18 protein-coding genes and 1 pseudogene are annotated in these 22,820 nt (G+C 67.9%); 12 read left to right on the top strand and 7 right to left on the bottom strand.

The window, feature by feature from the left end; genetic code table 11:
- Positions 1-9 precede the first annotated feature (9 nt).
- A complete protein-coding gene (locus AC0QTQ_RS14150) occupies positions 10-615 on the top strand; it encodes a hypothetical protein (protein ID WP_480257104.1) in 606 nt (201 codons plus the stop codon).
- A 185-nt stretch (positions 616-800) separates the two neighbouring features.
- Here AC0QTQ_RS14150 and AC0QTQ_RS14145 read toward each other — a convergent pair whose 3' ends face one another.
- Entirely contained in the window at positions 801-1,727 is a 927-nt protein-coding gene (locus AC0QTQ_RS14145; RefSeq protein ID WP_480257103.1) for an AraC family transcriptional regulator, read from the bottom strand.
- Between the two features lie 98 nt (positions 1,728-1,825).
- On the opposite strand from AC0QTQ_RS14145, the gene AC0QTQ_RS14140 reads away from it, so the two are divergent.
- Entirely contained in the window at positions 1,826-2,560 is a 735-nt protein-coding gene (locus AC0QTQ_RS14140; protein WP_480257102.1) for an SDR family oxidoreductase, read from the top strand.
- Between the two features lie 48 nt (positions 2,561-2,608).
- Here AC0QTQ_RS14140 and AC0QTQ_RS14135 read toward each other — a convergent pair whose 3' ends face one another.
- Positions 2,609-3,541: a DMT family transporter gene (locus tag AC0QTQ_RS14135; RefSeq protein ID WP_480257101.1), complete on the bottom strand. Its 933-nt coding sequence runs from the start codon at positions 3,539-3,541 to the stop codon at positions 2,609-2,611.
- Positions 3,542-3,638: 97 nt separating this feature from the next.
- Between AC0QTQ_RS14135 and AC0QTQ_RS14130 the strand changes: the two genes are divergently transcribed.
- A complete protein-coding gene (locus AC0QTQ_RS14130) occupies positions 3,639-4,505 on the top strand; it encodes a LysR substrate-binding domain-containing protein (protein WP_480257100.1) in 867 nt (288 codons plus the stop codon).
- Positions 4,506-4,689: 184 nt separating this feature from the next.
- Here AC0QTQ_RS14130 and AC0QTQ_RS14125 read toward each other — a convergent pair whose 3' ends face one another.
- Positions 4,690-5,634, bottom strand: coding sequence for an AraC-like ligand-binding domain-containing protein (locus AC0QTQ_RS14125; protein WP_121534548.1), 945 nt, complete (start codon positions 5,632-5,634; stop codon positions 4,690-4,692).
- 318 nt (positions 5,635-5,952) lie between these two features.
- Here AC0QTQ_RS14125 and capB point away from each other — a divergent pair, with 318 nt between their 5' ends.
- The 3 genes from capB to AC0QTQ_RS14110 all read left to right on the top strand — a co-directional run bounded on the left by capB (position 5,953) and on the right by AC0QTQ_RS14110 (position 11,340).
- The gene (gene capB / locus AC0QTQ_RS14120) at positions 5,953-7,701 is read left to right on the top strand and encodes a caprolactamase subunit beta (RefSeq protein WP_480257099.1); all 1,749 of its coding nucleotides are present in this window, start codon (positions 5,953-5,955) and stop codon (positions 7,699-7,701) included.
- Positions 7,702-7,789: 88 nt separating this feature from the next.
- On the top strand, positions 7,790-9,916 hold the full coding sequence (gene capA / locus AC0QTQ_RS14115) for a caprolactamase subunit alpha (RefSeq protein ID WP_480257098.1): 2,127 nt from the start codon (positions 7,790-7,792) through the stop codon (positions 9,914-9,916).
- Positions 9,917-9,993: 77 nt separating this feature from the next.
- On the top strand, positions 9,994-11,340 hold the full coding sequence (locus tag AC0QTQ_RS14110; protein WP_480257097.1) for a purine-cytosine permease family protein: 1,347 nt from the start codon (positions 9,994-9,996) through the stop codon (positions 11,338-11,340).
- A gap of 142 nt (positions 11,341-11,482) precedes the next feature.
- On the opposite strand, the pseudogene AC0QTQ_RS14105 reads toward AC0QTQ_RS14110, so the two are convergent.
- Both AC0QTQ_RS14105 and AC0QTQ_RS14100 read right to left on the bottom strand, forming a co-directional pair.
- Positions 11,483-11,737, bottom strand: a pseudogene (locus AC0QTQ_RS14105) (IS5/IS1182 family transposase); the annotation flags it as partial.
- Between the two features lie 85 nt (positions 11,738-11,822).
- On the bottom strand, positions 11,823-12,527 hold the full coding sequence (locus AC0QTQ_RS14100; RefSeq protein WP_480257096.1) for a GntR family transcriptional regulator: 705 nt from the start codon (positions 12,525-12,527) through the stop codon (positions 11,823-11,825).
- A gap of 156 nt (positions 12,528-12,683) precedes the next feature.
- On the opposite strand from AC0QTQ_RS14100, the gene AC0QTQ_RS14095 reads away from it, so the two are divergent.
- From AC0QTQ_RS14095 to tcuB, 5 genes are read left to right on the top strand one after another with little or no spacing between them, the layout of a single operon-like run.
- Positions 12,684-13,796, top strand: coding sequence for an ABC transporter substrate-binding protein (locus AC0QTQ_RS14095; RefSeq protein ID WP_480257095.1), 1,113 nt, complete (start codon positions 12,684-12,686; stop codon positions 13,794-13,796).
- 4 nt (positions 13,797-13,800) lie between these two features.
- Positions 13,801-15,471, top strand: coding sequence for an ABC transporter permease (locus AC0QTQ_RS14090; RefSeq protein WP_480257094.1), 1,671 nt, complete (start codon positions 13,801-13,803; stop codon positions 15,469-15,471).
- Positions 15,464-16,519, top strand: a complete 1,056-nt coding sequence (locus AC0QTQ_RS14085) for an ABC transporter ATP-binding protein (RefSeq protein WP_480257093.1) — start codon at positions 15,464-15,466, stop codon at positions 16,517-16,519. Before AC0QTQ_RS14090 ends, AC0QTQ_RS14085 begins: the two co-directional genes overlap by 8 nt.
- A 1-nt stretch (position 16,520) precedes the next feature.
- Positions 16,521-17,927, top strand: a complete 1,407-nt coding sequence (tcuA, locus tag AC0QTQ_RS14080; RefSeq protein ID WP_480257092.1) for an FAD-dependent tricarballylate dehydrogenase TcuA — start codon at positions 16,521-16,523, stop codon at positions 17,925-17,927.
- Positions 17,914-19,065, top strand: a complete 1,152-nt coding sequence (gene tcuB, locus AC0QTQ_RS14075; RefSeq protein WP_480257091.1) for a tricarballylate utilization 4Fe-4S protein TcuB — start codon at positions 17,914-17,916, stop codon at positions 19,063-19,065. Before tcuA ends, tcuB begins: the two co-directional genes overlap by 14 nt.
- 212 nt (positions 19,066-19,277) lie before the next feature.
- On the opposite strand, the gene AC0QTQ_RS14070 is transcribed toward tcuB, so the two are convergent.
- Entirely contained in the window at positions 19,278-20,591 is a 1,314-nt protein-coding gene (locus tag AC0QTQ_RS14070) for a type I glutamate--ammonia ligase (protein ID WP_480257090.1), read from the bottom strand.
- A gap of 8 nt (positions 20,592-20,599) precedes the next feature.
- Complete coding sequence (locus AC0QTQ_RS14065) at positions 20,600-21,889, bottom strand: NAD(P)/FAD-dependent oxidoreductase (protein ID WP_480257089.1); 1,290 nt, start codon at positions 21,887-21,889, stop codon at positions 20,600-20,602.
- 215 nt (positions 21,890-22,104) lie between these two features.
- On the opposite strand from AC0QTQ_RS14065, the gene AC0QTQ_RS14060 reads away from it, so the two are divergent.
- On the top strand, positions 22,105-22,764 hold the full coding sequence (locus AC0QTQ_RS14060; protein WP_480257088.1) for a GntR family transcriptional regulator: 660 nt from the start codon (positions 22,105-22,107) through the stop codon (positions 22,762-22,764).
- Positions 22,765-22,820 lie beyond the last annotated feature (56 nt).

The raw sequence follows: 22,820 nt of genomic DNA, 5'->3' as shown, positions 1-22,820 counted from the left end.
ATTACCCTCATGACGATCAGCCCCAGTAACCGTATGCACGACAGCCTGAGGTTCGAGGGCAACGCCATCGTCTTCACAAGCGTCATGACGCCCGCCATACGCCTGCTCACAGCGAGTTTCGCAATTCCCTTCTTTGCACTTCTGCCCAGCTATATTCGGGAGGTGCCCGCATCCTATGCGTTCACCTCATCTGCCCCTGAAATCCTGTTGACGCTGTTTTTTCAGCTTCTTCCGGTCGCTCTGTTTGTCGCCGCGGTCTATCTGACGCTGTTTCTTGGCAGCACCCGCCTGTGCCTTGATCCTGACCGCCAGAGCGCAGAGTTCACCAGCCGCGCGCCGCTGCGCAAGATTGCGGAAACCTATCCGCTCCAAGAGGTGAAAATCGCCTATGTGGCGCTCGAGGCGGACCATCCCGTCTATGACGAGCCACATGTCCTGCTCGCGTTTCCAGATGGCCGCAAGCTGCGTATGGAATGCTTTTACGATGACCGCGAGACAGAGGCTTGGGTTGCGGCCATCCGCGCGCTGATTACCCCGCAGGACGAAGCCCGAAAATATGATGAATACTCGGCAGAGTTTGGACTTGATGAAGATGCGGACCGCTCTGGCCGTTGATGATGTGACCGCCGCCACTCGCCGGCTTTGACGATCCAAGAGTGAACGGCTGCGGGAGCGACCGGTTGCCACTGCGGTGACTGGGCCTTGATGCGCGCGCCCCGGAACCGACCGTGTAGATCCCCTTGTCAGGCCCGACCGGCCGCTTTTGGGGGGCCGCGAGCGGCTTGGCGCATGTTCAACCGTCATCTAAGGGCCGAACTTGTCTCTCCCTCCGTCAGCGCCGCTTTCGCGAAACGCCCGGGAGGCAGGCCGCTGTGTCGGCTGAAGGCGGTGCTGAAGGTGCTGGCCGAGCCATAGCCGACCCGCGCGGCCACATCGTCCAGCGCAGCCCCGCCCCGGCGCAGCAGGTCTCGGGCCACCGCCATGCGCCATGTGGTCAGGTATTCCATCGGCCGCGCCCCGACCATCCGGGTGAAGCGCGCGAAGAAGGCCGAGCGTGACAGGCCCGCCGCATCCGCAAGATCGGGAACGGTCCAGGCGCGGGTGATGTCGCCATGCAGGCTGCGCAGGGCGCTGGCGATGCGCGGATCGGAGAGGCCCCGCAGCAGGCCCGGCGCGGCGGTTGCGGCCGGCGCGGCGCGCAGCGCCTCGATCAACAGGATCTCGACCAGCCGGGTCAGGATCAGATCGCGGCCGGGGTCCTCGCGCGCGGCCTCCTCGCCCAGGAGATGCACCAGCTGCGTCAGACGCGGCACGCCGCGGACATGGATCATCCGCGGCAGGAGCGAGATCAGCAGACCCACGTCCGGCGCGCCGAAGCTGAACCAGCCGCCGAACTGGCGCATCTCGGGCGGGCCGTCCTGCCGGCCATGGCGGATCTCGTGGCTCGGCGGCTCGGTTCCTGGGGTGATGCGCTGCAGCGGTCCGGGCTCGAGGCTCGACATGCCGAAGCGCGGCGTGGCGGGCAGGAGGACGAAATCCCCTTCCTCGAGAACGAGCGGCGCCTCGCCCGCAACGCTCAGCCGGCACCTGCCAAGCGTCATCGCGGCAAAGGCCGGGCGGCCGAATTCGGCATAATCCACCGCCCAGGCTCCGGCCGCGGTGATCCCCTTCGAGAACACTGCCTGCGGGCGCAAGAGCTCGATGACCTGGGCGAGGGGGTCGGACATTCAGGACTTTCACAAATTCATTCAGGACTTCTGGTTGAAGATCGTCCTGATGCTCCGGGTTATATCCCTCCTGTCAACCGCGAACACAGGAGATCCTCATGAGCACTGTCCTCATCACCGGCACCTCGTCGGGCTACGGTCTTGAGACCGCCCGCCATTTCCACGCCCGGGGCTGGATCGTCATCGCCACCATGCGCAGCCCGCGCGCGGGCCTGATGCCCGAAGGCGTGCGCATCCTGCCGCTCGACGTCACCGATTCCGCCAGCATCGCCGCCGCGCTCACGGCCGCCGGCCCCGTCGACGTCCTGGTGAACAATGCCGGCATCGGCCTTGTCGGTGCCTTCGAGGCCGCGCCGATGGCCTATGTCCGCAAGCTGTTCGAGACCAACACCTTCGGCACCATGGCGATGGTGCAGGCGGTGATCCCGCAGATGCGGGCGCGGCGCTCGGGCGTGATCGTGAACGTCACCTCCAGCGTGACGCTGGCGCCGATGCCGCTCGCCGCCGCCTATACCGCGAGCAAGCAGGCGATCGAGGGCTTCACCGGATCGCTGGCGCATGAGCTGGCGGCCTTCGGTGTGCGGGCGAAACTGGTCGAGCCGGGCTATGCGCCGACCACGCGCTTTTCGCAGAATATCGACTTTGCGATTGAGGACATGATCCCTGCGGCCTATGCGGATTTCGCCGGGCCGATCTTTGCCGCCTTTGCCAATCCGCCGCTGACCACGACGGAAAGCGATGTGGCCGAGGCGGTGTTCCTGGCCGCGACGGACGGGGCCGACCGGCTGCGCTATCCGGCCGGGCCGGATGCCGTGGCGCTGGCCGCCGCGTGAGCGTTGGGGCCCCATCGCTGCCCCTCGGCCCCGCGACGGGGCGGAGGGCTATCGACCCTCGGAGGCGACCCGCGGATTTTCGGCCCGGGCAACCTGCTCGGGCCGGTTTCCCGCGGGAGCACCCCATTTGAGCGTGATCGCCAGGCTCGCCAGCAGGACGCAGAGAAACCCGACGATCTGCACCCCGGTGATGGCATGGCCATACCAGAGCGCATCAACGGCGATTGCGCTGATCGGATACAGGAACAGCAGAACGGCGGCCGTGGCGATGGGGAGCTTCGGCAAGGCGTTGTAGAGCAGGACATAGACCGCGCAGGTGTGCACGCCCCCGATCATCGCAAGCCAGCTCCATTGCTCGGCCCCCAGGGCCTGCGGCGGCACGGGCAACCAGGGCGCCAGAACCAGAACCCCGCACAGGCACTGCACCAGGGTCAGTTGCGCGCCGTTCGAGCGCGGCAACCCCTTGGCGATGATCGTGACGAACGCATAGAGGATCGCGGCGCCGACGGCACAGAGCACGCCGATCCAGTCCGGCCCATGGCCCGCGGGGGCGTCGAGGATCCCGGTGGCGAGCGTCAGCCCGAACAGGGCCAGCGCGATCCAGCCAAGGGTGCGAAGGCGCAGCCGCTCGCGAAAGACCAGCGCCCCGATCAGCACCATGACGAAGGGCTGAACATGGAAGACGATCGTCGCAACCGCGATGCCCGAGCGGCGGATCGCCTCGAAGAACAAGACCCAGTTCCCGACCATCAGCACCCCGCTCGAGAGCGCGAGCAGCAACACGCGAACCGGCAGGCGGAACAGCGCGCGCAGATCGCCGCGCAAGGCGGCATAGGCCGCAAGCGCCAGGGCTGCGAGGACACAGCGATAGAAGGCGGTCGACAGCGGATCGGTCCCGGCCTCGATCACGCAAAGCCCCAGGGTGCCGAGCGTGGTCTGCGCCACGACAACCCCTGCAATTCCCTGTCTCTGTGGCGTCATCCCTCTGCTCCCGTGTTCGCGTCGAGGGGCAAGATAGCCGTGGCCTTTCAACAAACAATCAATATGGTTTGAATGGATTATCAGGGTTTTCCGAAGAATGATTCAGCTCGATCATGTGCTGCTGCGCACCTTCATCGCCTGTATCGACGCGAAGGGCTTCGGCCGCGCCGCGCAAAGGGTGCATCGGTCTCCGGCGACGATCTCGACCCATATCGCGCGGCTCGAGGCGGAAACCGGCGTGGTGCTGTTCCTGCGCGACACCCGAAACCTGGCCCTGACGCGCGAGGGCGAGCGGCTCGAGGCCTATGCCCGGCGCATCCTGCGTCTGCATGACGAAGCGGCGGAGTCCTTTCGCAAGCCCGACATCCGCGGCGCGATCACCATCGGGGCGCCGGACGATTTCATCTCGCAGTTTCTGCCGCCCGTGCTCGAGCAATTCGGGGTGCAGTATCCTTTGGCAGACATCAAGGTCGTCTGCGCCCAGACCACGGCGCTTGCGCCGCTGGTGAACGGGGGGCAGGTGGACCTGGCCATCGTCACGCGGTCAGACGGCGTCACAGGCAAGCTGGTGCGCCGCGAACCGATGGTCTGGATCTCCGCGCGCGACCGCCTGGCGCTGGAACGGCGGCCGCTGCCGGTGGCGCTCTTCGAGCCCGGGAGCCACGCGCGCAAGGTGGTTCTGGCCGCGCTGGAGCAAAGCAACGTCACCTTCCGCGCGACCTATGAAAGCTCGAGCCTCGCGGGGCTTCTGACGATCGTCGAGGCGGGGCTGGCCGTTGCCGCGGTGACCCGCCTTTCGGCGCCGCCGCACCTGATCCTGCCGGAAGGCGCCGGGGGTCTGCGCACGCCGGAGGCGCTGGATCTGGTCCTGATCCGGGGCGCCGCGGCGAAGAATCCTCTCTGCGACGCGATGGAGGAGATGATTTTCGATCAGCAATACAGGCGCCAGGCCGAGCAGGCCTGAAGCCTGCCGCTGTCGCCGGGGAAATCCTCATCTCCCGGCTGTTCAGATCTCTTGCCTCCTCAAACCTCGATGGATTCGTGGTCCGAACCTTCTGTTGCGTCGGACACCCGCATCAAATCGAGGAACTATCGGGGATCACGGCACCGGAAACCGCCCGGGCGACGGGGGCCAGCTCATCAGCAGTCTACCCCTCGCCGCGCCGGCAGGCCGAGGGGGTGAGCCCGAACATCGCGCGGAACAGGCGCGAGAACTGCGCCTGATCGGAAAAGCCGAAGCGATAGGCGATGTCGGCGATCGAGGCGCCCGGCGTGGTGCGCAGCGCGTCGCGCGCCGCGATCAGCCGGCTTTCGCGGATGAACTGCGCCACCGTCGCATTTGTCTCGCCAAAGAGCTCGTGCAGGTAGCGTTTCGAGATCGCGCAGGCCTGCGCCACGGTCTCGGGCGTCAGATCGGGATCGGAGAGGCGGGCGCGGATCACCTGCTCTGCCCGGCGCAGATGCGCGGCGCGAACGGCGCTGGTCGCGCCTTCAACCGCCTCGGACTGGCCGTCGAGCGCCAGCGCCAGCAGCTCGACCACCTGCCGGCCCAGCACCTCGGCCGCGTATTCGTCGGCCCGCGGCAGCCCCTGCAGCGCCCGCACCGTCTGGGTGAAGAGCCCCGCCACCCCGTCGCGCCCGTCGAAGACGCGGGCGCAGAACCGGTCCGGGCCGCGCAATTTCTCCGACAGCGCGCGTTTCGAGATCTTCAGCACGCACAGCTCGTTCGTCGCGCCGTAGGAGAAGCGATAGGGCGCGTCGCCGCGCTCGATCAGGAAGCCGCCCGGGTCGCAGACCACCTCTCGGCCGAGCTGGCGGAAGGCCACCGGGCTCAGCCGCGGGATGGTGATCAGGAACTCCTCCTCGGCGCCGGCGCGGATGTGGCTGGGCAGGCGTTCGTATTGCGCGGGCTCGGTCATCAGCCGCGACAGCGACACCGGCCCCATCGAGCGCCGCTCGATCCGGCCCGAGAAGCGGGCGGCGTCGCGGAAGGTGAGGTCGAGCGGGAAATAGGCCTCGGCGATGGTGCCGGACCAGAACCGCGCGCGCAGCGGCGGGGCAACCTCGTCGGTGTGGCGGGCAACGACCTCCATGCGCAGTCTCCCGTTGCGCTTTTCGAATCGGTAACCGCGCCGCGCCCTGTCGATCAAGACGTTTTCGCGACAACCGGCCGGCGCGTGCACCCGGCGACAAATCCCGGTGCGCGGAGGAACAAAACCGGCGGCCCGGCGCGCTGAGTGACAAGTTTTTGCGCATCCGCGTGCAAGATCGCACCCCCCCGAGTCGCGCAGCCTGAAGGGACAATGCGAGGCCGGACAGCGGCCCGTGCGAACAGGGAGAACTGACATGACCCGCCCCGGCGGCCCGGTTTTCGCATGCCCGCTGTCCCTGAACACAAGGACCGACAGGGCATGACAAGACGCAAGGTGGACCCGATCACGCTTTCCGTGGTGCGGGGCGTTCTGGAAACGACACAGCGCGAGATGACGCTCGCGCTCGAGCAGACGGCGCGCAGTTCCGTCTTCAACCTGGCGCATGACTATTCGACCGCGCTATTCAACGGCGCGCCCGAGATGATCTTGCAGGGCCAGGACATCCCGATCCACCTCGGCTCGCTGATCCCGGCGATGAAATCGGTGGCGCGCTTCTTCGATGGCGAGATCCACGAGGGCGACCTGATCTTGCACAACGACCCCGCCTATGGCGGCAGCCACATCATCGACACCTGCATGTACATGCCCGTCTTCTACGAGGGCGAGCTGGTGTTCTGGACGGTGTGCAAGGGCCATCTGACCGATGTCGGCGGGCCGGTGCCGGCGGGCTACAACCCGAACGCCACCGAGATCTTCGCCGAGGGGCTGCGGATTCCGCCGGTCAAGATCTGGGACCGCGGCGTGCCGCGCCACGACGTGATGAACATGATCCTGACCAACATGCGCGCCCGCCGCGATCAGGAGGGCGATTTCAACGCGCTGATCGGCGCCTGTCAGGTGGGGGCGCGCAACCTCAAGGGGATGATGGACAAATACGGCAAGCAGGTGGTGCAGGACTGCATCGCCGAGCTGCTCGACATGGCCGAGGCTCATATGCGCAAGCTGATCGCGGCGGTGCCCGACGGCACCTATTCGGGCACCGCGATCCTCGAGGATGCGGGCCACGGTCTGGGCGATTTCGAGATCACCGCGACCGTCACCATCAGTGGCGACAATTGCCACATCGCCGTCAGCTCGCCGCCGCAGGTGCCCTACTTCATCAACTCCTACGAGGGCAACAGCCACTCGGGCGTCTATCTCGGGCTGATGATGTTCGCGCAGCTGCCGCCGCCCTACAACGAGGGGCTCTATCGCTGCGTCTCGACCGACATGGGGCCGAAGGGCACGCTGTGCAACGCGCAATCCCCCGCGCCGCACATGAACTGCACCACGACGCCGATGGAGACCCTGACCGACGCCGTGCGTCTGGCCTTCGAGCAGGCGGCGCCCGCCAAGGTCGCGGCAAGCTGGGGCCATGCCAACGGCTGCAACATCGCCGGCTGGGACAAGCGCCACGACGAGGAATACGTGACGATGGTGCTGGCCTCGATCATCTCGGGCGCGGGCGCCACCGCGACGCAGGACGGCTGGCACGCCTGCGGGCCGGAATGCTGCTTCGGCGCGCTGCATTCGGGCGACATCGAGATGCTCGAACACTCCTATCCGATCATCATCCACGAATACGGGCTGATGGAGGATTCGGGCGGGGCCGGGCGCAACCGCGGCGGCTCCGGCACCCGCTGGGAGGTCGAGCCGCTCGACGCGCCGATGACCCTCGTCACCTTCGGCGAGGGCCGGCGGATCCCGGCCATGGGCGCCTCGGGGGCGCGCTCGGCACTGGTGCCGCCGAAGGTCGGCCGGCTCGAGGTGACACGCGGCGGCGAGACCACCGTGATCACCGAGAACGTGATCGAGACGATCCGCCCGGGCGAGCGCGCCGCCAACATGAACCCCGGCGGCGGCGGCTATGGCAACCCGTTCGAGCGCGACATCGCCCGCGTGGTCGAGGACGTGAAGAACGGCCTCGTCAGCCTTGAGGGGGCGCGGCTCGATTACGGCGTCGTCATCACCGACCGCGCGACGCTTGCCGTCGATGCCGAGGCGACCCGCGCCCTGCGCTCGGCCTGATCCCTTCATCTTGCCCGAAATACCTCCGGGGGGACCGGGGGGCAGGCAGCCCCCCGCGCGACCCCGGCCACAGTCAAGGACCCATCCCATGCAGAACCAATACCGCCTCGGCATCGACGCCGGCGGCACCTTCACCGACTTCATCCTGGCCGACCGCAGCGGCGGCGTGCGGATCTTCAAGGCGCTCTCGACGCCGCAGGACCCGACCCGCGCGATCGAGAACGGCCTCGCCCTGATCGAGGAAGAGACCGGCATCACCCCGCGCGAGATCGTCTCGAACGCCGATCTGTGCATCAACGGCACCACCGTCGGGCTGAACGCGCTGATCCAGCACAAGGGCGCGCGCACCGGGCTGATCGCCACGGCCGGCCATCAGGACAGCATCGAGATCCGCCTCGGCCACAAGGAAGACGGCTATCGCTATGATCCCGACTATCCGCCGGCGCGGATGCTGGTGCCGCGCTATCTGCGCCGCGGCGTGCGCGAACGGGTGCTGTCGACCGGCGCCGTGCATAGCGCGCTGAACGAGGAGGACGTGCGCGAGGCCTGCCGCCATTTCCTGGCCGAGGGCGTCGAATCGGTCGCGATCTCCTTCGTCTGGTCGGTGCTGCACCCCGCCCACGAGCGCCGCGCCGGCGAGATCGTGCGCGAGATGATGCCGGGCGTGCGCCTCACGCTGGGCAGTGCGCTCTATCCGCAGGTGCGCGAATACACCCGCACCTCGACCGCGATCGTGAACGCCTATCTGGCGCCGATTCTGGCGGGCTATGTCGAGAAGGTCGACGGCTATTTCCAGTCGCTCGGCGCGCGCGCCCCGGTGCGCTACTTCCAGTCGAACGGCGGGCTGGCGCTTGGCCGGGTGGTGTCGGACCAGTCGGTCTATGCGATCAACTCGGGCCCGGCCTCGGCGCCGCAGGCGGCGCTCTACCTCGGCGAGCCCTGGGGGATGGAGGACATCATCACCGTCGACATGGGCGGCACCTCGTTTGACATCACCCTGACCCGCAACGGCCGCGCCAATGTCTCGAAGGACATCGACTTCCTGCGCTATCGCATCGGCATCCCGATGATCCAGGTCGAGACCCTGGGCGCGGGCGGCGGCTCGATCGGCTGGATCGACGAGATGGGGCTGTTGCAGATGGGGCCGCAATCGGCGGGCTCGGAACCGGGCCCGGCCTGCTACGATCAGGGCGGCGAGCAGCCGACGACCACCGACGCGAACCTGGTCCTGGGCTATCTGAACCCCGATGGGCTCGTCGGCGGGCGGCTGCCGCTGAACGTCGAAAAAGCCCGCCGCGCGATCGAGACGCATCTGGCCAAGCCGCTCGGCATCAGCGTCGAGAAGGCGGCGCACGGGATGTTCACCATCGTCAACAACAACATGGTGAACGCGATCCGGCGGGTCTCGGTCGAGCGCGGCTATGACCCGCGCGACTTCGTGCTGAACTGCGCCGGCGGGGCGACGGCCGCCCATATCACCGCGCTTGCCCGCGAGATGGGCATCCGCAAGGTGCTGATCTCCAAGCTCGCCTCGGGGCTGTGCGCCTTCGGCCAGATCATCTCGGACGTGAAATACAACTACATGGCGCCGGCGCCGGTGCGGCTTGAAGGGGCCGAGGCCGCGGCGAAGCTCGATGCGCTCTTCAAGGAGCTCGAGGCGAAGGGCCGCGCCGATCTGGCCGGCGACGGCTTCGGCGCCGAGCGCGTCTCTGTGCTGCGCTCGCTCGACATGCGCTATGTCGGGCAGGTGCATGAATGCACCGTCTCGGTCGAGCCCTTCGAGGTGACCGAGGCCGCGCTCGAGCGTCTCAAGGCCGCCTTCCACGCCCGCCACGAAGAGCTTTACACCTATTCGGAACCGGGCAGCGTGGTCGAGGTGGTGAACGTCGAAAGCGCGCTGACCGGCGCCGTCGACAAGCCCGCGCGGATGACGATCGCGGCGGGGCAGGGGGCGCATGCCGCCCTTGCCGGCACCCGCGAGATGATCTTCGCCGCCGATGGCATGCAGCAGGACACCCCCGTCTACGAGGGCGCGAAGCTGGGTGCGGGCGACCGCATCCTCGGGCCGGCGGTGATCCAGGAGGTGACGACGACGATCGTGATCGAGCCGGGCTGGACCGCCGAGCTCGACCCGACCGGCGTCTATGTCCTGACCCTCGCCGAGGCGGAGCCGGCGCTCGCCGAGACCGCCGTGGCGCTGGCCGAGGACGCATAAGCGCCCCCGCGTAGGGGCCGCGCGCCGGCCCCTACGCACCCCAACGACAAAACACACAACAACAGGGAGTTTCCGCAATGGCCGGAAAACTGGAGGGCTCGGAAGAGCTCGAATTCTCCGACCGCCCGGTGCCGCGCGATGCGCGGATGGGGCGGCTGCCGCTGACGATGGCCTGGTGGTCGGTCTGCTCGGCGATGTTCTATCTGGTGGTGGCGGCCTCGCTCGCGCTCGCCTATGGCGCGCGCAACGCGATCATCGGGCTGGTGCTGTCGGTGATCGCCTATGCGGTTGTGAACGCGGTGCTTGCCCGCCACGCGATCCGCACCGGGCTGAGCGTGTCGCTGTTCTCGCGCATCCTGCTCGGGCGCACCGGCGCCGCGGTGGCGACGCTGATCTTCTTTGCCACGGCGATCTATTACGCGGTCTTCGAGGGCTCGGTGATGGCGCTCGCGCTGCAGGATTATGCCGGACTCGCCTATCCGCTCGCCGCGGGCATCGTCGTCGTCTATTCCGTCGCGCTGATCTTCGGCTCGATCCAGAACTGGCTCGACAAGCTCAATGGCGTGCTGCTGCCCTTCTACCTGCTGGGGCTCCTGGCCGCGATCGGACTGGCGATTGCCGAATACGGCTATTCCGACGCCTGGCTGGCGCTTGGTCCCGAGGGCGGCGCGCCCGCCGGCGGCTGGTGGGACTGCTTCGTCGCCTACATGGGCGTGTGGGTGCTGATGATGTACACCTACGATTACGCCCGCTTCGGCAAGACCGAGGACGCGGGCTTTCACGCGGGCTTCACCTTCGGCGCGCCCTTCTACACCGTGGCCTTCCTGCTCAACGGCCTGGCCGGCATCTTCCTCGCCGCCAGCCTGCCCACCGGCGGTGCGGTGAGCGAGGTCTCGGTGGTGCTCGCGCTGATCAAGCTGATGGGCTTTGCCGGGCTTGGCTTCGTCTGGATCTCGCAGACCCGGATCAACACCGCGAACTATTACCTCGCTGCGGTGAACATGGAGAGCTTTGCCGAGACCGCCTTCCGGCTGCACCTGCCGCGCGTGGTCTGGGCCTGCGTGACCGGGGTCGTGGTCTATGTGCTGATGATGGCGGATGTCTTCGCCTACATCCTGCAGGCGCTGGCCTGGCAGGGGATCTTCGTCGTCGCCTGGGTGGCGGTGGCGATGACCCATATCCTGACCGAGGGCCGCGGCGGCGCCAACGAGGACCGGCTGCATTCGAGCCTCGCCGAAACGCCGAACGTCAATTATGCCGGGATGACCGCATGGCTCCTGAGCGCCGGGACCGGCCTTGTCCTGCACGTCCTTGGCGGCGCCTGGGCGGCAGTCTCCGCGCCGGCGACCTTCCTCGTCGCGGCCGTGGCCTACCTCATCCTTCATCCGCTTCTCGGAATGCGGACGGCAGTGCGCAACGCATGACACCTCTGCCGCGGCCGGAAAGGTCGCGGCATCAGCCGTCGCCGGACATCGGATGCCGGCGTTCGCTGCGAAAGAGCGTTGTCGCCCGATGTCCGGCAGAGGGGGGCATTGCCCTGTCGCTGCCGGCTTGCGGCAATGGCCACATCTCGGCGGTCCGGGCGTCGGGGTCTCGGGAGATGATCCGCTCCCCGAAGGCCATGCGGCCGTTCATCCGGGTCTCGATCCGACGTCGGATGTGATCCCCGGCCCATCGCTTCCTCAGTCCCTGGCACGGATGGCGCGTGGCACACAGGATCGCGTCCCGGGCGATCGCCGCCGGGCCGTCTTCTTCCCAGGCGCACCCGTCGCGGCGAATGGGGATGACCGCGTCGGCACCGCGTTCGATGATCGCGGCGTGGAATAGCCCGGCACGGGCCGGTCCGGCCCCGAACCGCAAGGGGGCAGGCCGCTTGCCGCCGAGGGGCGCCGCGCCCCCTTTCTCCTCAGGCCTCGGTCTGCTGCATCTTCAGCCGCGCCGCAAAGGCGCTGCGGATATGGTCGCGCGTGGCGGCTTCTGCGGCGTCAGGGTCGTGGGCGGCGATGGCGTCCAGAATGCGGCGGTGTTCGGCCGCGGCCGGATTGGCCCGCCCCGGCACCGAGAACGTCGTCGGCCCCAGAAGTGCCAGGAAGTCCTGTAACTCTTCCAACGGGTTATGGAAATATCGGTTGCGCACCGCGCCGGCGATGGTCTCGTGGAACTGCTTGTTCAGGCTGCGCCATTCCGCGGCCGTCTGTGCCGTCTCGAAGGCGGCTTGCAGGTCGCGCAGATGGGCGATCTCGGCCGGGGTCGCGTTCTGCGCGGCAAAGCGCGAGGCGGTGCCTTCGAGGATCTCGCGCATCTGGTAAAGCTCGAAGATCTCGCTCTGGTCGAGCCGGCGCACCATCAGCCCGCGCCCGCCCGAGACCTCGAGCAGCCGCCGTTCCAGCAGCCGGCGCAGCGCGTCGCGGACCGGGGTGCGGCTGACGTGGAAATGCTCGGCAATCTCCTCTTCGCGCAGCCGGTCGCCGGGCTGGAAGATGCCGCTGCGCAGGCCATGGCGCAGCGCGGCAAAGACCGCGTCGGACAGGCCCGCCCCGCGCATGCCGGGTGTGGTGTCCAGGCTGAGCCGGGCGAGCCGGGAGGTCACGGATTCAGACTGGATACTCATGCACGCCCCCCGATTGCCTCTGCCTCCTGCATAGCGCCGAACGCGGGGAAGCGCCATATGGCGGAATGCAATTGCTTTTTACTGTATACAATAATAAACATAAAAATACGAAAGCCATCGTTCTGATTCGACCCCGCTTTCGCCAGGGAGGAAAACATGAGAAATTTCGGGACATCGGCCGTCGGCCGGTTGTTTGCCTGTGCCTGCCTCGCCGCGGCACCCGCCATTGCCGCCGCTGAAATCCCCGACGGGTACCCGGCAGATTACGCTGCGCTGGTGGCCAAGGCCGAGACCGAGGGCTCGGTGGTGATCTATGCCAACACCGAGCATACCGCGGTCGAACCGATCGTCGAGGACTTCCAGAAGGCCTTTCCGAAGATCCATGTCGACTACATCGAGATCAAGGCTGCCGACCTGTTCAGCCGGGTCAGCAGCGAAGCCGCTGCCGGTGCGCTGAAGGCGGACATGGTCTGGTCCTCGGCGATGGACCTGCAATACCAGATGGTCGAGGACGGGATCGCCGCCGAATACGCCTCGCCGGAAAAGGGCGCGGTTCCGGCCTGGTCGACCTCGGGCGACAAGATCTATGGCATCACCTACGAGCCGGTGGTGATGGTCTACAACAGCAAGCTGGTCAGCGCCGAGGAGATGCCCGACACCCGCGCCGGGCTGGCGTCCTGGCTCACCGCGAACAAGGCGCGCATGGCCGGCAAGGTCGCGACCTATGATCCGGAACGCTCGGGCCTCGGCTTCTTCGCGGTCTCGGCCGATGCGGCCAACGGCGATGCGCTCTGGCCGCTGGTCACCGCCTTCGGGGCCGTCGACACCAAGTTCTACACCTCGACCGGCACCATGCTGGAAAAGATCAGCGCCGGCGAACACGCCATCGGCTACAACATCATCGGCCCCTATGCCTACCTGCGGGCCGAGCGCGATCCGAACGTCAAGGTGGTGGTGCCGAAGGACTACACCGTCGTGCTGTCCCGTCTCGCGATCATCACCGAGCAGGCCGCGCACCCGGCCTCGGCGCGGGTCTTCCTCGACTATCTGCTGTCGCATCGCGGCCAGACGGTGGTCGGCAACCAGGCGCATCTCTTCGCCATCCGCCCCGATGTCGAGGGCACGGCGACGATCGCCGGGCTGAGCGCGGACTACGGCGACATCCTGAAGCCGGTGACGATCGGGCCCGAGCTGCTGGACGCGATCCAGCCGATGCAGCGGCTGGCCTTCTTCCGCAAGTGGAACGACGCGCTGAAGGCGGGCAAGTAAGGTCATGCGCAACGAATCCTGGCGCAACGGCGTCGCGCTTCTGACGGCGCTGTTCATCCTCGCCCCCGTCGGGCTGATCGTCTGGCAGAGCTTCCTGACTGACGCCTTCTTCAGCCCGCGGGCCAAGATCACCGCCGACACCTATGGCTTCGTGCTGGGCGATCCCGGCTTCTGGGACGCGCTGCGCAACACCGTGGTGCTGTCGGTGGGCATGGTCGTCATCGCCGTTCCGCTGGGGTCGTTGCTTGCCTTCCTGATGGTGCGGACCGACCTGCCGGGCCGCAAGTGGATCGAGCCGGCGATCTTCCTGCCGCTGTTCATGTCGCCGATGGTTCTCGCCTTCGGCTACATCGTCTCGATCGGGCCCTCGGGGTTCTGGTCGGTCTGGTGGGAGCGCCTCTTCGGCGCTCCGTTCTGGAACGTCTATTCGATGCCGATGCTGATCCTCGTCGTCGGCCTCAGCCATGTCACGCATGTCTACATCTATGTCGCGACCGCGCTGCGCACCGTGCCCTCCGACCTCGAGGAGGCGGCGCGCGTTGCCGGCGGCTCGCCGCTGACGGTCGCGACGAAGATCACCCTGCCGCTGGTCTGGCCCTCGATCGCGGTCAGCGCCGTGCTGGTGGCCTTCCTCGGCTTCGAGCTCTTCGGTCTGCCCTATGTCCTCGGCGACCAGGACGGGCGGCTGGTGCTGGCGACCTATCTTTACAAGTTCAACACCCTGCTTGGCCGGCCCGCCTATCAGCTGATGGCGGTGGTGGTGATCTTCATCATGCTCATCACCCTGCCGCTCGTGGTGCTGCAGCGGCGGATGCTGCGCACGGCGCAGCGCTATTCCACCATCGGCGGCAAGGCGACGCGGTCGCATCTGGTGCCGCTCGGGCCGTGGAAATGGGTCGCCTTCGCGGCGGTGATCGTCTGGCTTTACGCCGTCGTTCTGCTGCCGCTCTCGGGCGTCGTGCTGCGCTCGGTCGTCACCACCTGGGGGCCGCTCGTCGCGATCCGCGACGTGCTGACCTTGGACAATTACGCCAAGCTCGCCGAGATGCCGCTGATCCGGCGCTCGATCGTCAACACGCTGATCCTCGCCTTCGTGGGCGGCTTCGCCTCGCTCTGCGTCTATGCGCTGATCGGGCTCGCCAGCCACCGCTCGCCGTTGAAGACCACCCGCGGGCTCGACTTCCTCGTGCTGCTGCCGCGCGCCATGCCGGGGATCGTCGCGGGTCTCGTGGTGTTCTGGATCTTCCTCTTCGTGCCGGTGCTGAAGCCCTTCGTCGCCTCGCTGGCGGCGATGTGGGTGGCTTATACGCTGGTCTGGCTGCCCTTCGGGCTGCGGCTGGTGTCGACCTCCTTCGCGCAGGTCGGGCGCGAGCTGGAAGAGGCGGCCCATGTCACCGGCGCCGGTGCCTTCCGCGTCGCGCGCAACGTGACCCTGCCGCTCGCCCGGCACGGTCTGATCGCCGCCTGGCTCCTGGCCTTCCTGCTCTACTCCCGCGAATACTCGACCGGGATCTTCCTGATGGGGCAGGGCAACGAGGTGATGGGCACCATGCTCGTCAGCCTCTGGAACGGCGGCAACATCGACGTGGCCTCCTCGCTGGCCGTCGTCAACACCCTCGTCATCGGAAGCGGCATCGCGCTTGCCCTTCGCCTTGGAGTACGTCTCGATGCCTGAGCTGATCGTAGAGAACATTCATCTGAAATACGGGGCCGTCGAGGTTCTCAAGGGCGCCTCCTTCTCGGTCGAGAAGGGCAAGATCGCCGCGCTGCTGGGCCCGTCGGGCTCGGGCAAGACCACGCTGCTGCGCACCGTGGCCGGGCTCGAGCGCGCCTGCGAGGGCCGGATCCGGGTCTCGGGGCAGGAAGTGCTGAACTGTGCCGCCTCGCTCGACCTGCCGGCCGAGAAGCGCGGGCTCGGCTTCGTCTTCCAGTCCTACGCGCTGTGGCCGAACCGGACGGTCTTCGACAACGTCGCCTACGGTCTTCGGCTGCGCAAGGTCGCCGAGGCCGAGATCCGGCGCAAGGTCGGCACGGTCTGCGAGGTGCTGGGCCTTGGCCATCTGCAACAGCGCTTCCCCGCGCAGCTCTCGGGCGGTCAGCAACAGCGCGTCGCCATCGCCCGTTCGCTCGCCTATGATCCGGCGGTGCTGCTGCTCGACGAGCCGTTGTCGAACCTTGACGCCAAGCTGCGCGACGAGGCCCGCGCCTTCCTCAAGGAGCTCATCACCCGCGAGGAGCGCGCCGCGGTCATCGTCACCCATGACCAGATCGAGGCGCTGGCGATCGCCGACACGATCATCTTGCTCAACGGCGGGGTGATCGCGCAGGAGGGCAGCCCCGAAGACCTCTACAACCGGCCGAAGACGCTGTTCACCGCCGATTTCATCGGCAACAACATCCGGCTCTCGGGCAAGGTGGTGGCAGCGGGCGACGGGGTCGCCACGCTCGATTGCGACGGGCTGCGCGTCACCGGGCGGATGGGGCAGCCGAAGACGGTGGGCGAGGACGGCACCGCGGTGTGCCGCATGGACCGGCTGGCGCTGGCCGCCGCGGGCGAGCCCGACGCGGTCGAGATGCACCGCGCCACCTCGATGTTCCTCGGCGAGAAATGGGAACATGTCTACCGCCTTGGCGGGCACAGCCTGCGGGTGCTGACCGACGGCCCCGTGGCGCAGGAAACCTCGCCGATCCGCATCCCGCGGGAAAGCGTCTGGGTGTTCTGACATGGAACAGACTGTGGATTTCGGCCGAACCTACGACGTCATCGTCGCCGGGGGTGGGAACGCCGCGCTCTGCGCCGCCATCGCGGCACGCCGCGCCGGGGCGAGCGTTGCCGTCCTCGAAAAGGCGCCGCGCTTCTACCGCGGCGGCAACACCCGCCACACCCGCAACATGCGCTGCGCCCATGACAGCGCGACAGAGACCCTTTCGGGGCCCTACACGGAAGAGGAATTCTTCGACGACCTGCTGCGCGTCACCCAGGGCAACACCAACCCTGTGCTCGCCAAGATGATGATCCGCAAGTCGAAGGACATGCTGACCTGGATCACCGAGCAGGGGGTGCGTTTTCAGCCCTCGCTCGGCGGCACGCTCAGCCTCGGGCGCACCAACTCGTTCTTCCTCGGTGGCGGGCGCTCGATGCTGAACGCGCTTTACCGCACCGCGGCGGGGCTTGGCGTTCACATCGCCTACGAGGCCGAGGTCACCGATCTCGAGATGGACGGCCCCCGCTTCGTCGCGGCCGAGGTCACCACCCCCGCCGGGCGGCGCCGACTTGCCGGCAAGGGGCTGGTCGCGGCATCGGGCGGGTTCGAGGCGAACATCGACTGGCTGAAGGAAGGCTGGGGCGAGATCGCCGGGAACTTCCTGATCCGCGGCACGCCCTACAACCGCGGCTCGCTGCTGCGCCGGCTGATCGACAAGGGGATGAAGCAGATCGGCGACCCGACGCAATGCCATGCCGTCGCCATCGACGCTCGCGCGCCGAAATACGACGGCGGCATCATCACCCGGCTCGACTGCGTGGTCTTCGGCATCGTCGTCAACAACCGCTGCGAGCGGTTCTATGACGAGGGCGAGGACATCTGGCCCAAGCGCTATGCGATCTGGGGCCGGCTGGTGGCGGCGCAGCCCGACCAGATCGCCTATATCGTGTTCGATGCGCGCTCGCTGCAACTCTTCATGCCCTCGCTGTTCCCGCCGGTGACCGGCGCCACGATCGAGGAGCTCGCGGGCAAGCTCGGCCTCGATCCGGCCGCGCTGCGGGCCACGGTCGAGGGTTTCAACGCCGCGGTGCAGCCGGGAACCTTCGACGACAAGATCCTCGACGGCTGCCACACCGAGGGGCTGAGCCCGCCGAAGACGAACTGGGCGCGGGCGATCGAGGCGGCGCCGTTCTACGCCTATCCCGTCCGCCCCGGCATCACCTTCACCTATCTCGGCGTCGAGGTCGACGAAGACGCCCGGGTGCAGCTTGCCGGGGGCGGGCGCGCCGAGAACATCTGGGCCGCCGGCGAGATCATGGCCGGCAACGTGCTTGGCCGCGGCTATGCGGCCGGGATCGGAATGACCATCGGCAGCGTCTTCGGGCGCATCGCCGGAGAAGGAGCGGGCAGCCATGCAAAGCGATGAATTCAAGATGCCCGCAGGGGCGATGAGCGCCGCCGAGGCCCGGCAGTCCCATCTCGACGAGGCGGGCCGGCTGATGACGGTGTGCAACTCGTGCCGCTATTGCGAGGGGCTGTGCGCCGTCTTCCCGGCGATGGAGATGCGCCGCGCCTTCGGGGCGGGCGATCTGACCTATCTGGCGAACCTGTGCCACAACTGCGGCGCGTGCAATTCCGATTGCCAGTTCGCCCCGCCGCATGAATTCGCGGTGAACGTGCCGAAGGTGCTGGCCGAGGTCCGCAACGACAGCTATGCGCGCTATGTCTGGCCGGGGGTCATGGCGCCGCTGTTTGCCCGCAACGGACTGGTGGTGACGCTGGTCGCCACGCTGTCGGTCGCGGCCTTCCTGGTGGGCTTTGCCGCGCTGACCGATCCGGCGGTGCTGTTCGGCGCGCAGTCGGGGCCCGGCGCCTTCTACCGGATCCTGCCGCACAACGCGATGGTGGCGATCTTCGGCACCGCCTTCCTGTGGTCGGTGCTGGCGGTCGTCATGTCCTGCATCCGCTTCTGGCGCGACATCGGCGAGCCGGGATCGACGCTGCGCGATCCGCAGGCGCTGGCGGGCGGGGCGCAGGACATCGCCACGCTGCGCTATCTCGACGGCGGCGGCATGGGCTGTGCGAACGATGCCGAGGTGCCTGACGACACCCGGCGGATGTATCATCACCTGACCTTCTACGGCTTCGCGCTGTGCTTCGCGGCGACGGCGGTCGGCACGCTGTGGCACTATCTGCTCGGCCGCGATGCGCCCTATCCGTGGTGGGACCTGCCGGTGGTTCTCGGCACGCTCGGCGGCATCGGCATCACCCTCGGGCCGCTCGGCCTGCTGGCGGCGAAGCTGCGCCGCGATCCGGAGCTTGGCGACGTGTCGCGCAAGGGCATGGATGTGGCCTTCATCGTGATGCTGCTGCTGACCGGGGTGACGGGGCTTGCACTTCTCGTGCTGCGTGCGACGCCGCTGATGGGGGTGACGCTGGCGCTGCATCTGGGCTTCGTGCTCGGCTTCTTCCTGACCATGCCCTATGGCAAGTTCATGCACGGCATCTTCCGCGGCCTCGCGCTGGTGCGCTATGCGGCCGAACGCAAGCGGCATCTGGGCTGAGCGGCGCCTCCATGACGGTCCGCCCGCAATGGCGGATCGATCTGCCGGGGCCACGGGTCCGGCGCCGCCCGTGGATGAGCGCAAACCGTCGGACGTGCCGCGCGCGGAAGCGCGGCGTGCCCGGCATCCGGGTCACCCCCGGCGGGGGGGCGACCCGGCAGAGCCCGCAACGCGCTGGGGGCGGGCACCGAGATCGAGGGTTGCCGGCGGGCTCAGCCCTCGAGGTAGCGCGCGCGTTCCTCGGCGCTGACGGCGCGGGCGAGCGCGGCATATTCGTGCCGGCAGGTCGCGGCGAAATTCCCGACGAATTCGGCGCCGAACAGGCGCTTCGCATCTTCCGACACCGCCAGCCGGTCGGCGGCCTCGATCAGGTCGCGCGGGAAACGCTCGGCGCCCTCGGGGATGAAATCGGGATGGGCGTTTTCGGATTGCGGCGGCACCGGCAGCCGCCGCTCGATCCCGTCGAGCCCGGCGCCGAGCATCAGCGCCATCACCAGATAGGCATTGGCATCCGAGGGCGGCACCCGGAATTCGAGCCGCGCGCGGTCATTCGCGTTCGGCGCCGAGCGCACCGCCACGGTGTGCGGCTGCTCGGCCCAGGTCAGCGCCTTCGGCGCCCAGCTGCCCGGCGCCAGCCGGCGGAAGGCGTTGACGCTCGAGGTGCAGAGCGCAAAGGCCTGCGGCACGACCTGCATCATGCCGGCGATGAACTGCCCGGCGAGTTCGGTGGTGCGCCCGTCCGCCGCGGCAAAGAGGTTCCGCCCCGTCGCCCTGTCGCGCAGGCTCATCGTGCAATGGCCGCCGGTGCCGGGCAGGCCCTCGCCGAGATAGGCCATGAAGCTTGCCGTCTTGCCCATCTTGCGGGCAAAGGCGCGGGTCGCCATGCGGAAGAAGGAGGCGTCGTCGGCCGCCTTCATGCCGGCGGCGCGGCCGAGCGTGATCTCGAAGCAGCCCGGCCCGAGTTCGGTGCCGACGGAATAAAGGGCGATGTCATGGCCCTCGACCTCGGCCTGCAGCCCGGCGAAGAAATCGGCATGGACGGAATGGGTGACGCCTGACCAGCACTTGTGCCCGGGGTTGAAGCTCTGCAGGTCGCGAAAGCCCTTGTCGCGCAGCGTGACGTCGGTTTCCTCGAGGATCAGCGCCTCGTATTCGAAGGCGGCCTCGACCTCGAAGCCCATGGCGGCGGCGCGGTCGAGCTGACGGCGCAGCACGGCGCGCGGCATCAGCGGCGCCTCGGTGCCCTCGTATTCGGCGATCAGCGTCACCGCGCCGGGCTCCGACGGGTTGCGGCGGATCGAGCCCGGGTCGATGCGCACCCGCTGCGGAAAGAAGCGCTCGCCGGTCCACAGATCGTCGGTCTGGTCCCAATAGGGCAGCACGTTCGAGAAGCGCGGCTCGGTCGCCCATTCCTCGAAGGCGGGGCGCGAGAAGCGGCGCATCCGGAAGATGGAGGCATAGTCGAATTGCCCGACATGGACGATTTTCGCGTCATGGGCGTTCAGCGTGTCGATCAGGTCGTTCATGGTCTCTCTCACCGCAGGCGCTCCTTCAGCGCGAACCAGGCCATGCCGAGCGCAAGCGCCTGATGGGCAAGCCGGGCCCCCATCGGCAGGCGCAGGCGGCGCACGGCGTCGAAAACGTCGAATTCCGCCATCGTGCCGGTCATCGCCTTGGCCATGATCTCGGCGACGATATGCGAGGTGGCGATGCCGTGGCCGGAATAGCCTTCGGCATAGAAGACATTGGGCGCGATCCGGCCCAGATGCGGGATCCGGTTCGGGATGATTCCGGCCTGTCCCGACCACTGATAGTCGATCCGCACGCCCTTCAGCCGCGGATAGGTGCGCTCGATCGCCGGGCGCAGCTCGGCGGCAAGGTCGCGGCTGTCACGGCCGGTGTAATTGGTGCCGCCCCCGAACAGCAGCCGCCGATCGGCGGTCAGCCGGTGATAGTCGAGGATGAAGCGGTTGTCGTAGATCGCGATGTCGCGCGGGTTGATCGCGCGGGCGGTGGCCTCGGGCAGGGGCTCGGTCGCGACGATGCCGAGCGAGGCCGGAAACAGCGCGCCGCGCATCCGCCCCTGCGCCAGCCGGTGATAGGCGTTGCCCGCCATCAGCACCATGTCGCAGCGGACCCGGCCAAGCCGGGTGCGCACCAGCGGCCGGGGGCCGTGCACGATGCCCTCGACCTTGCTGTCCTCGAAGATCCGCACCCCGAGCGTGGCCGCCGCCTGCGCCTCGCCGCGCACGAGGTTGAGCGAATGCACATGCATGTTGCGCCGGTTGTAGACGCCGCCGAGATAGATCGGGCTCTCGACCAGATCGCGCAGCGCCTGTCCCTCGACCCAGGAGACCTCGTCGCCCATGCCGCGGGCCGCGGCCTCCTCGGCCATCGCGCGCAGCTCGGTGACATGGGCGGGGCGCATCGCGGCCTGCAGATGGCCGGGCTTCAGGTCGCAGGCGATGCCGAAACGCGCGACGCGGCTGCGGATGATGTCGTGCCCGCGCCAGCGCAGCGACCAGATGTAGTCGTCAGCCCCGTCGCCCAGGCTGCGGCGGAATTCCTTGCGCATCGCGGTGTCGCCCGAGAGCGAGCCGGTGATCTGCCCGCCGTTGCGCCCCGAGGCGCCCCAGCCGATCCGGTTCGCCTCGAGGACCACCACCCGCAGCCCGCGCTCGGCCAGCTCGATCGCCGCGTTGATCCCGGTGAAGCCGCCGCCCATCACCACGACATCGGTGTCGATCTCGTCCTCGAGGCGCGCAAAATTCGGGCCGGGCAGGGCGGTTGCCGCGTAATAGGAGCCTGCATGCGGTTCAGCCAAGGCAGTGCCCCCCCTGCGTCAGGGGATGGTCTGTCGCGCCCGCCGCGGGGCATGTATCTTTCGGGCGTCGGAAGCGGGGGGCTTCGGCGCGGAATCGGATCTGGGTCATGGCATGTTTCGGTGTTGGTCTGCCACATGTTATAATACATAGACTAGTGATATAACAAATACCTTCCGGCCTTTCGCGGTCTCCCAGATGCACGGGTGATGAAAAAATGAGCAACTACCAGCCGGATACCGTCGCCGACATGGTCCATGGCGAGCTGCGGCAGCAGATCTGGGGCGGGGCCTTCCTGCCGGGCGACCGGGTGTCGATCCGGGCGCTGGCGCTCGAACGCGGGCTGAGCGTGATCCCGGTGCGCGATGCGGTGCGCCGGCTGGTGGCCGAGGGCGCGCTGTGCTTCGTCGACAGCCGCACCATCGAGGTGCCGCAGCTGAACCTGGCCAATCACCGCGACGTGCTCTTCGCGCGCTCGCAGCTGGAACCGGAACTCGCGCGGATGGCCTTCGCCACGCTCGACCAGACCGATCTGGAGTTCCTCGTGGCGACCGATGCGGCCATGGACGCGGCGATCGCGGCGCAGGACATCCCGCGCTACATGCAGACGAATTTCGATTTTCATTTCCGCATCTATCGCAAGGCCGGCTCGCCCACGCTGCTGCGCCTGGTCGAGGCGCTGTGGCTGCAATACGGGCCGTCGATGCGCTACATCGCGGCGCAATACGGCACCGATCCGGGCACCGTCGATCACCACAAGAGCGTGGTCGCCGCGCTGGAACGGCGCGACGGCGCGGCTTTCGTGCAGGCGGTTCACGACGACATCGCGCAGGGCATGGCCTTCATCTCCCGCGCCGGGCTGAAGGCGCCGGACTGAGTCGGCGGTTTGACTTGGCGGGCCGCGCCGCCTATGCGAAACGGTCGCAATCATCC

This window comes from Paenirhodobacter sp. YD-8 (genome assembly GCF_056590935.1).
The sequence above is the reverse complement of the archived record's forward strand: the minus strand, read 5'-3'. Positions and strand labels throughout refer to the sequence as shown.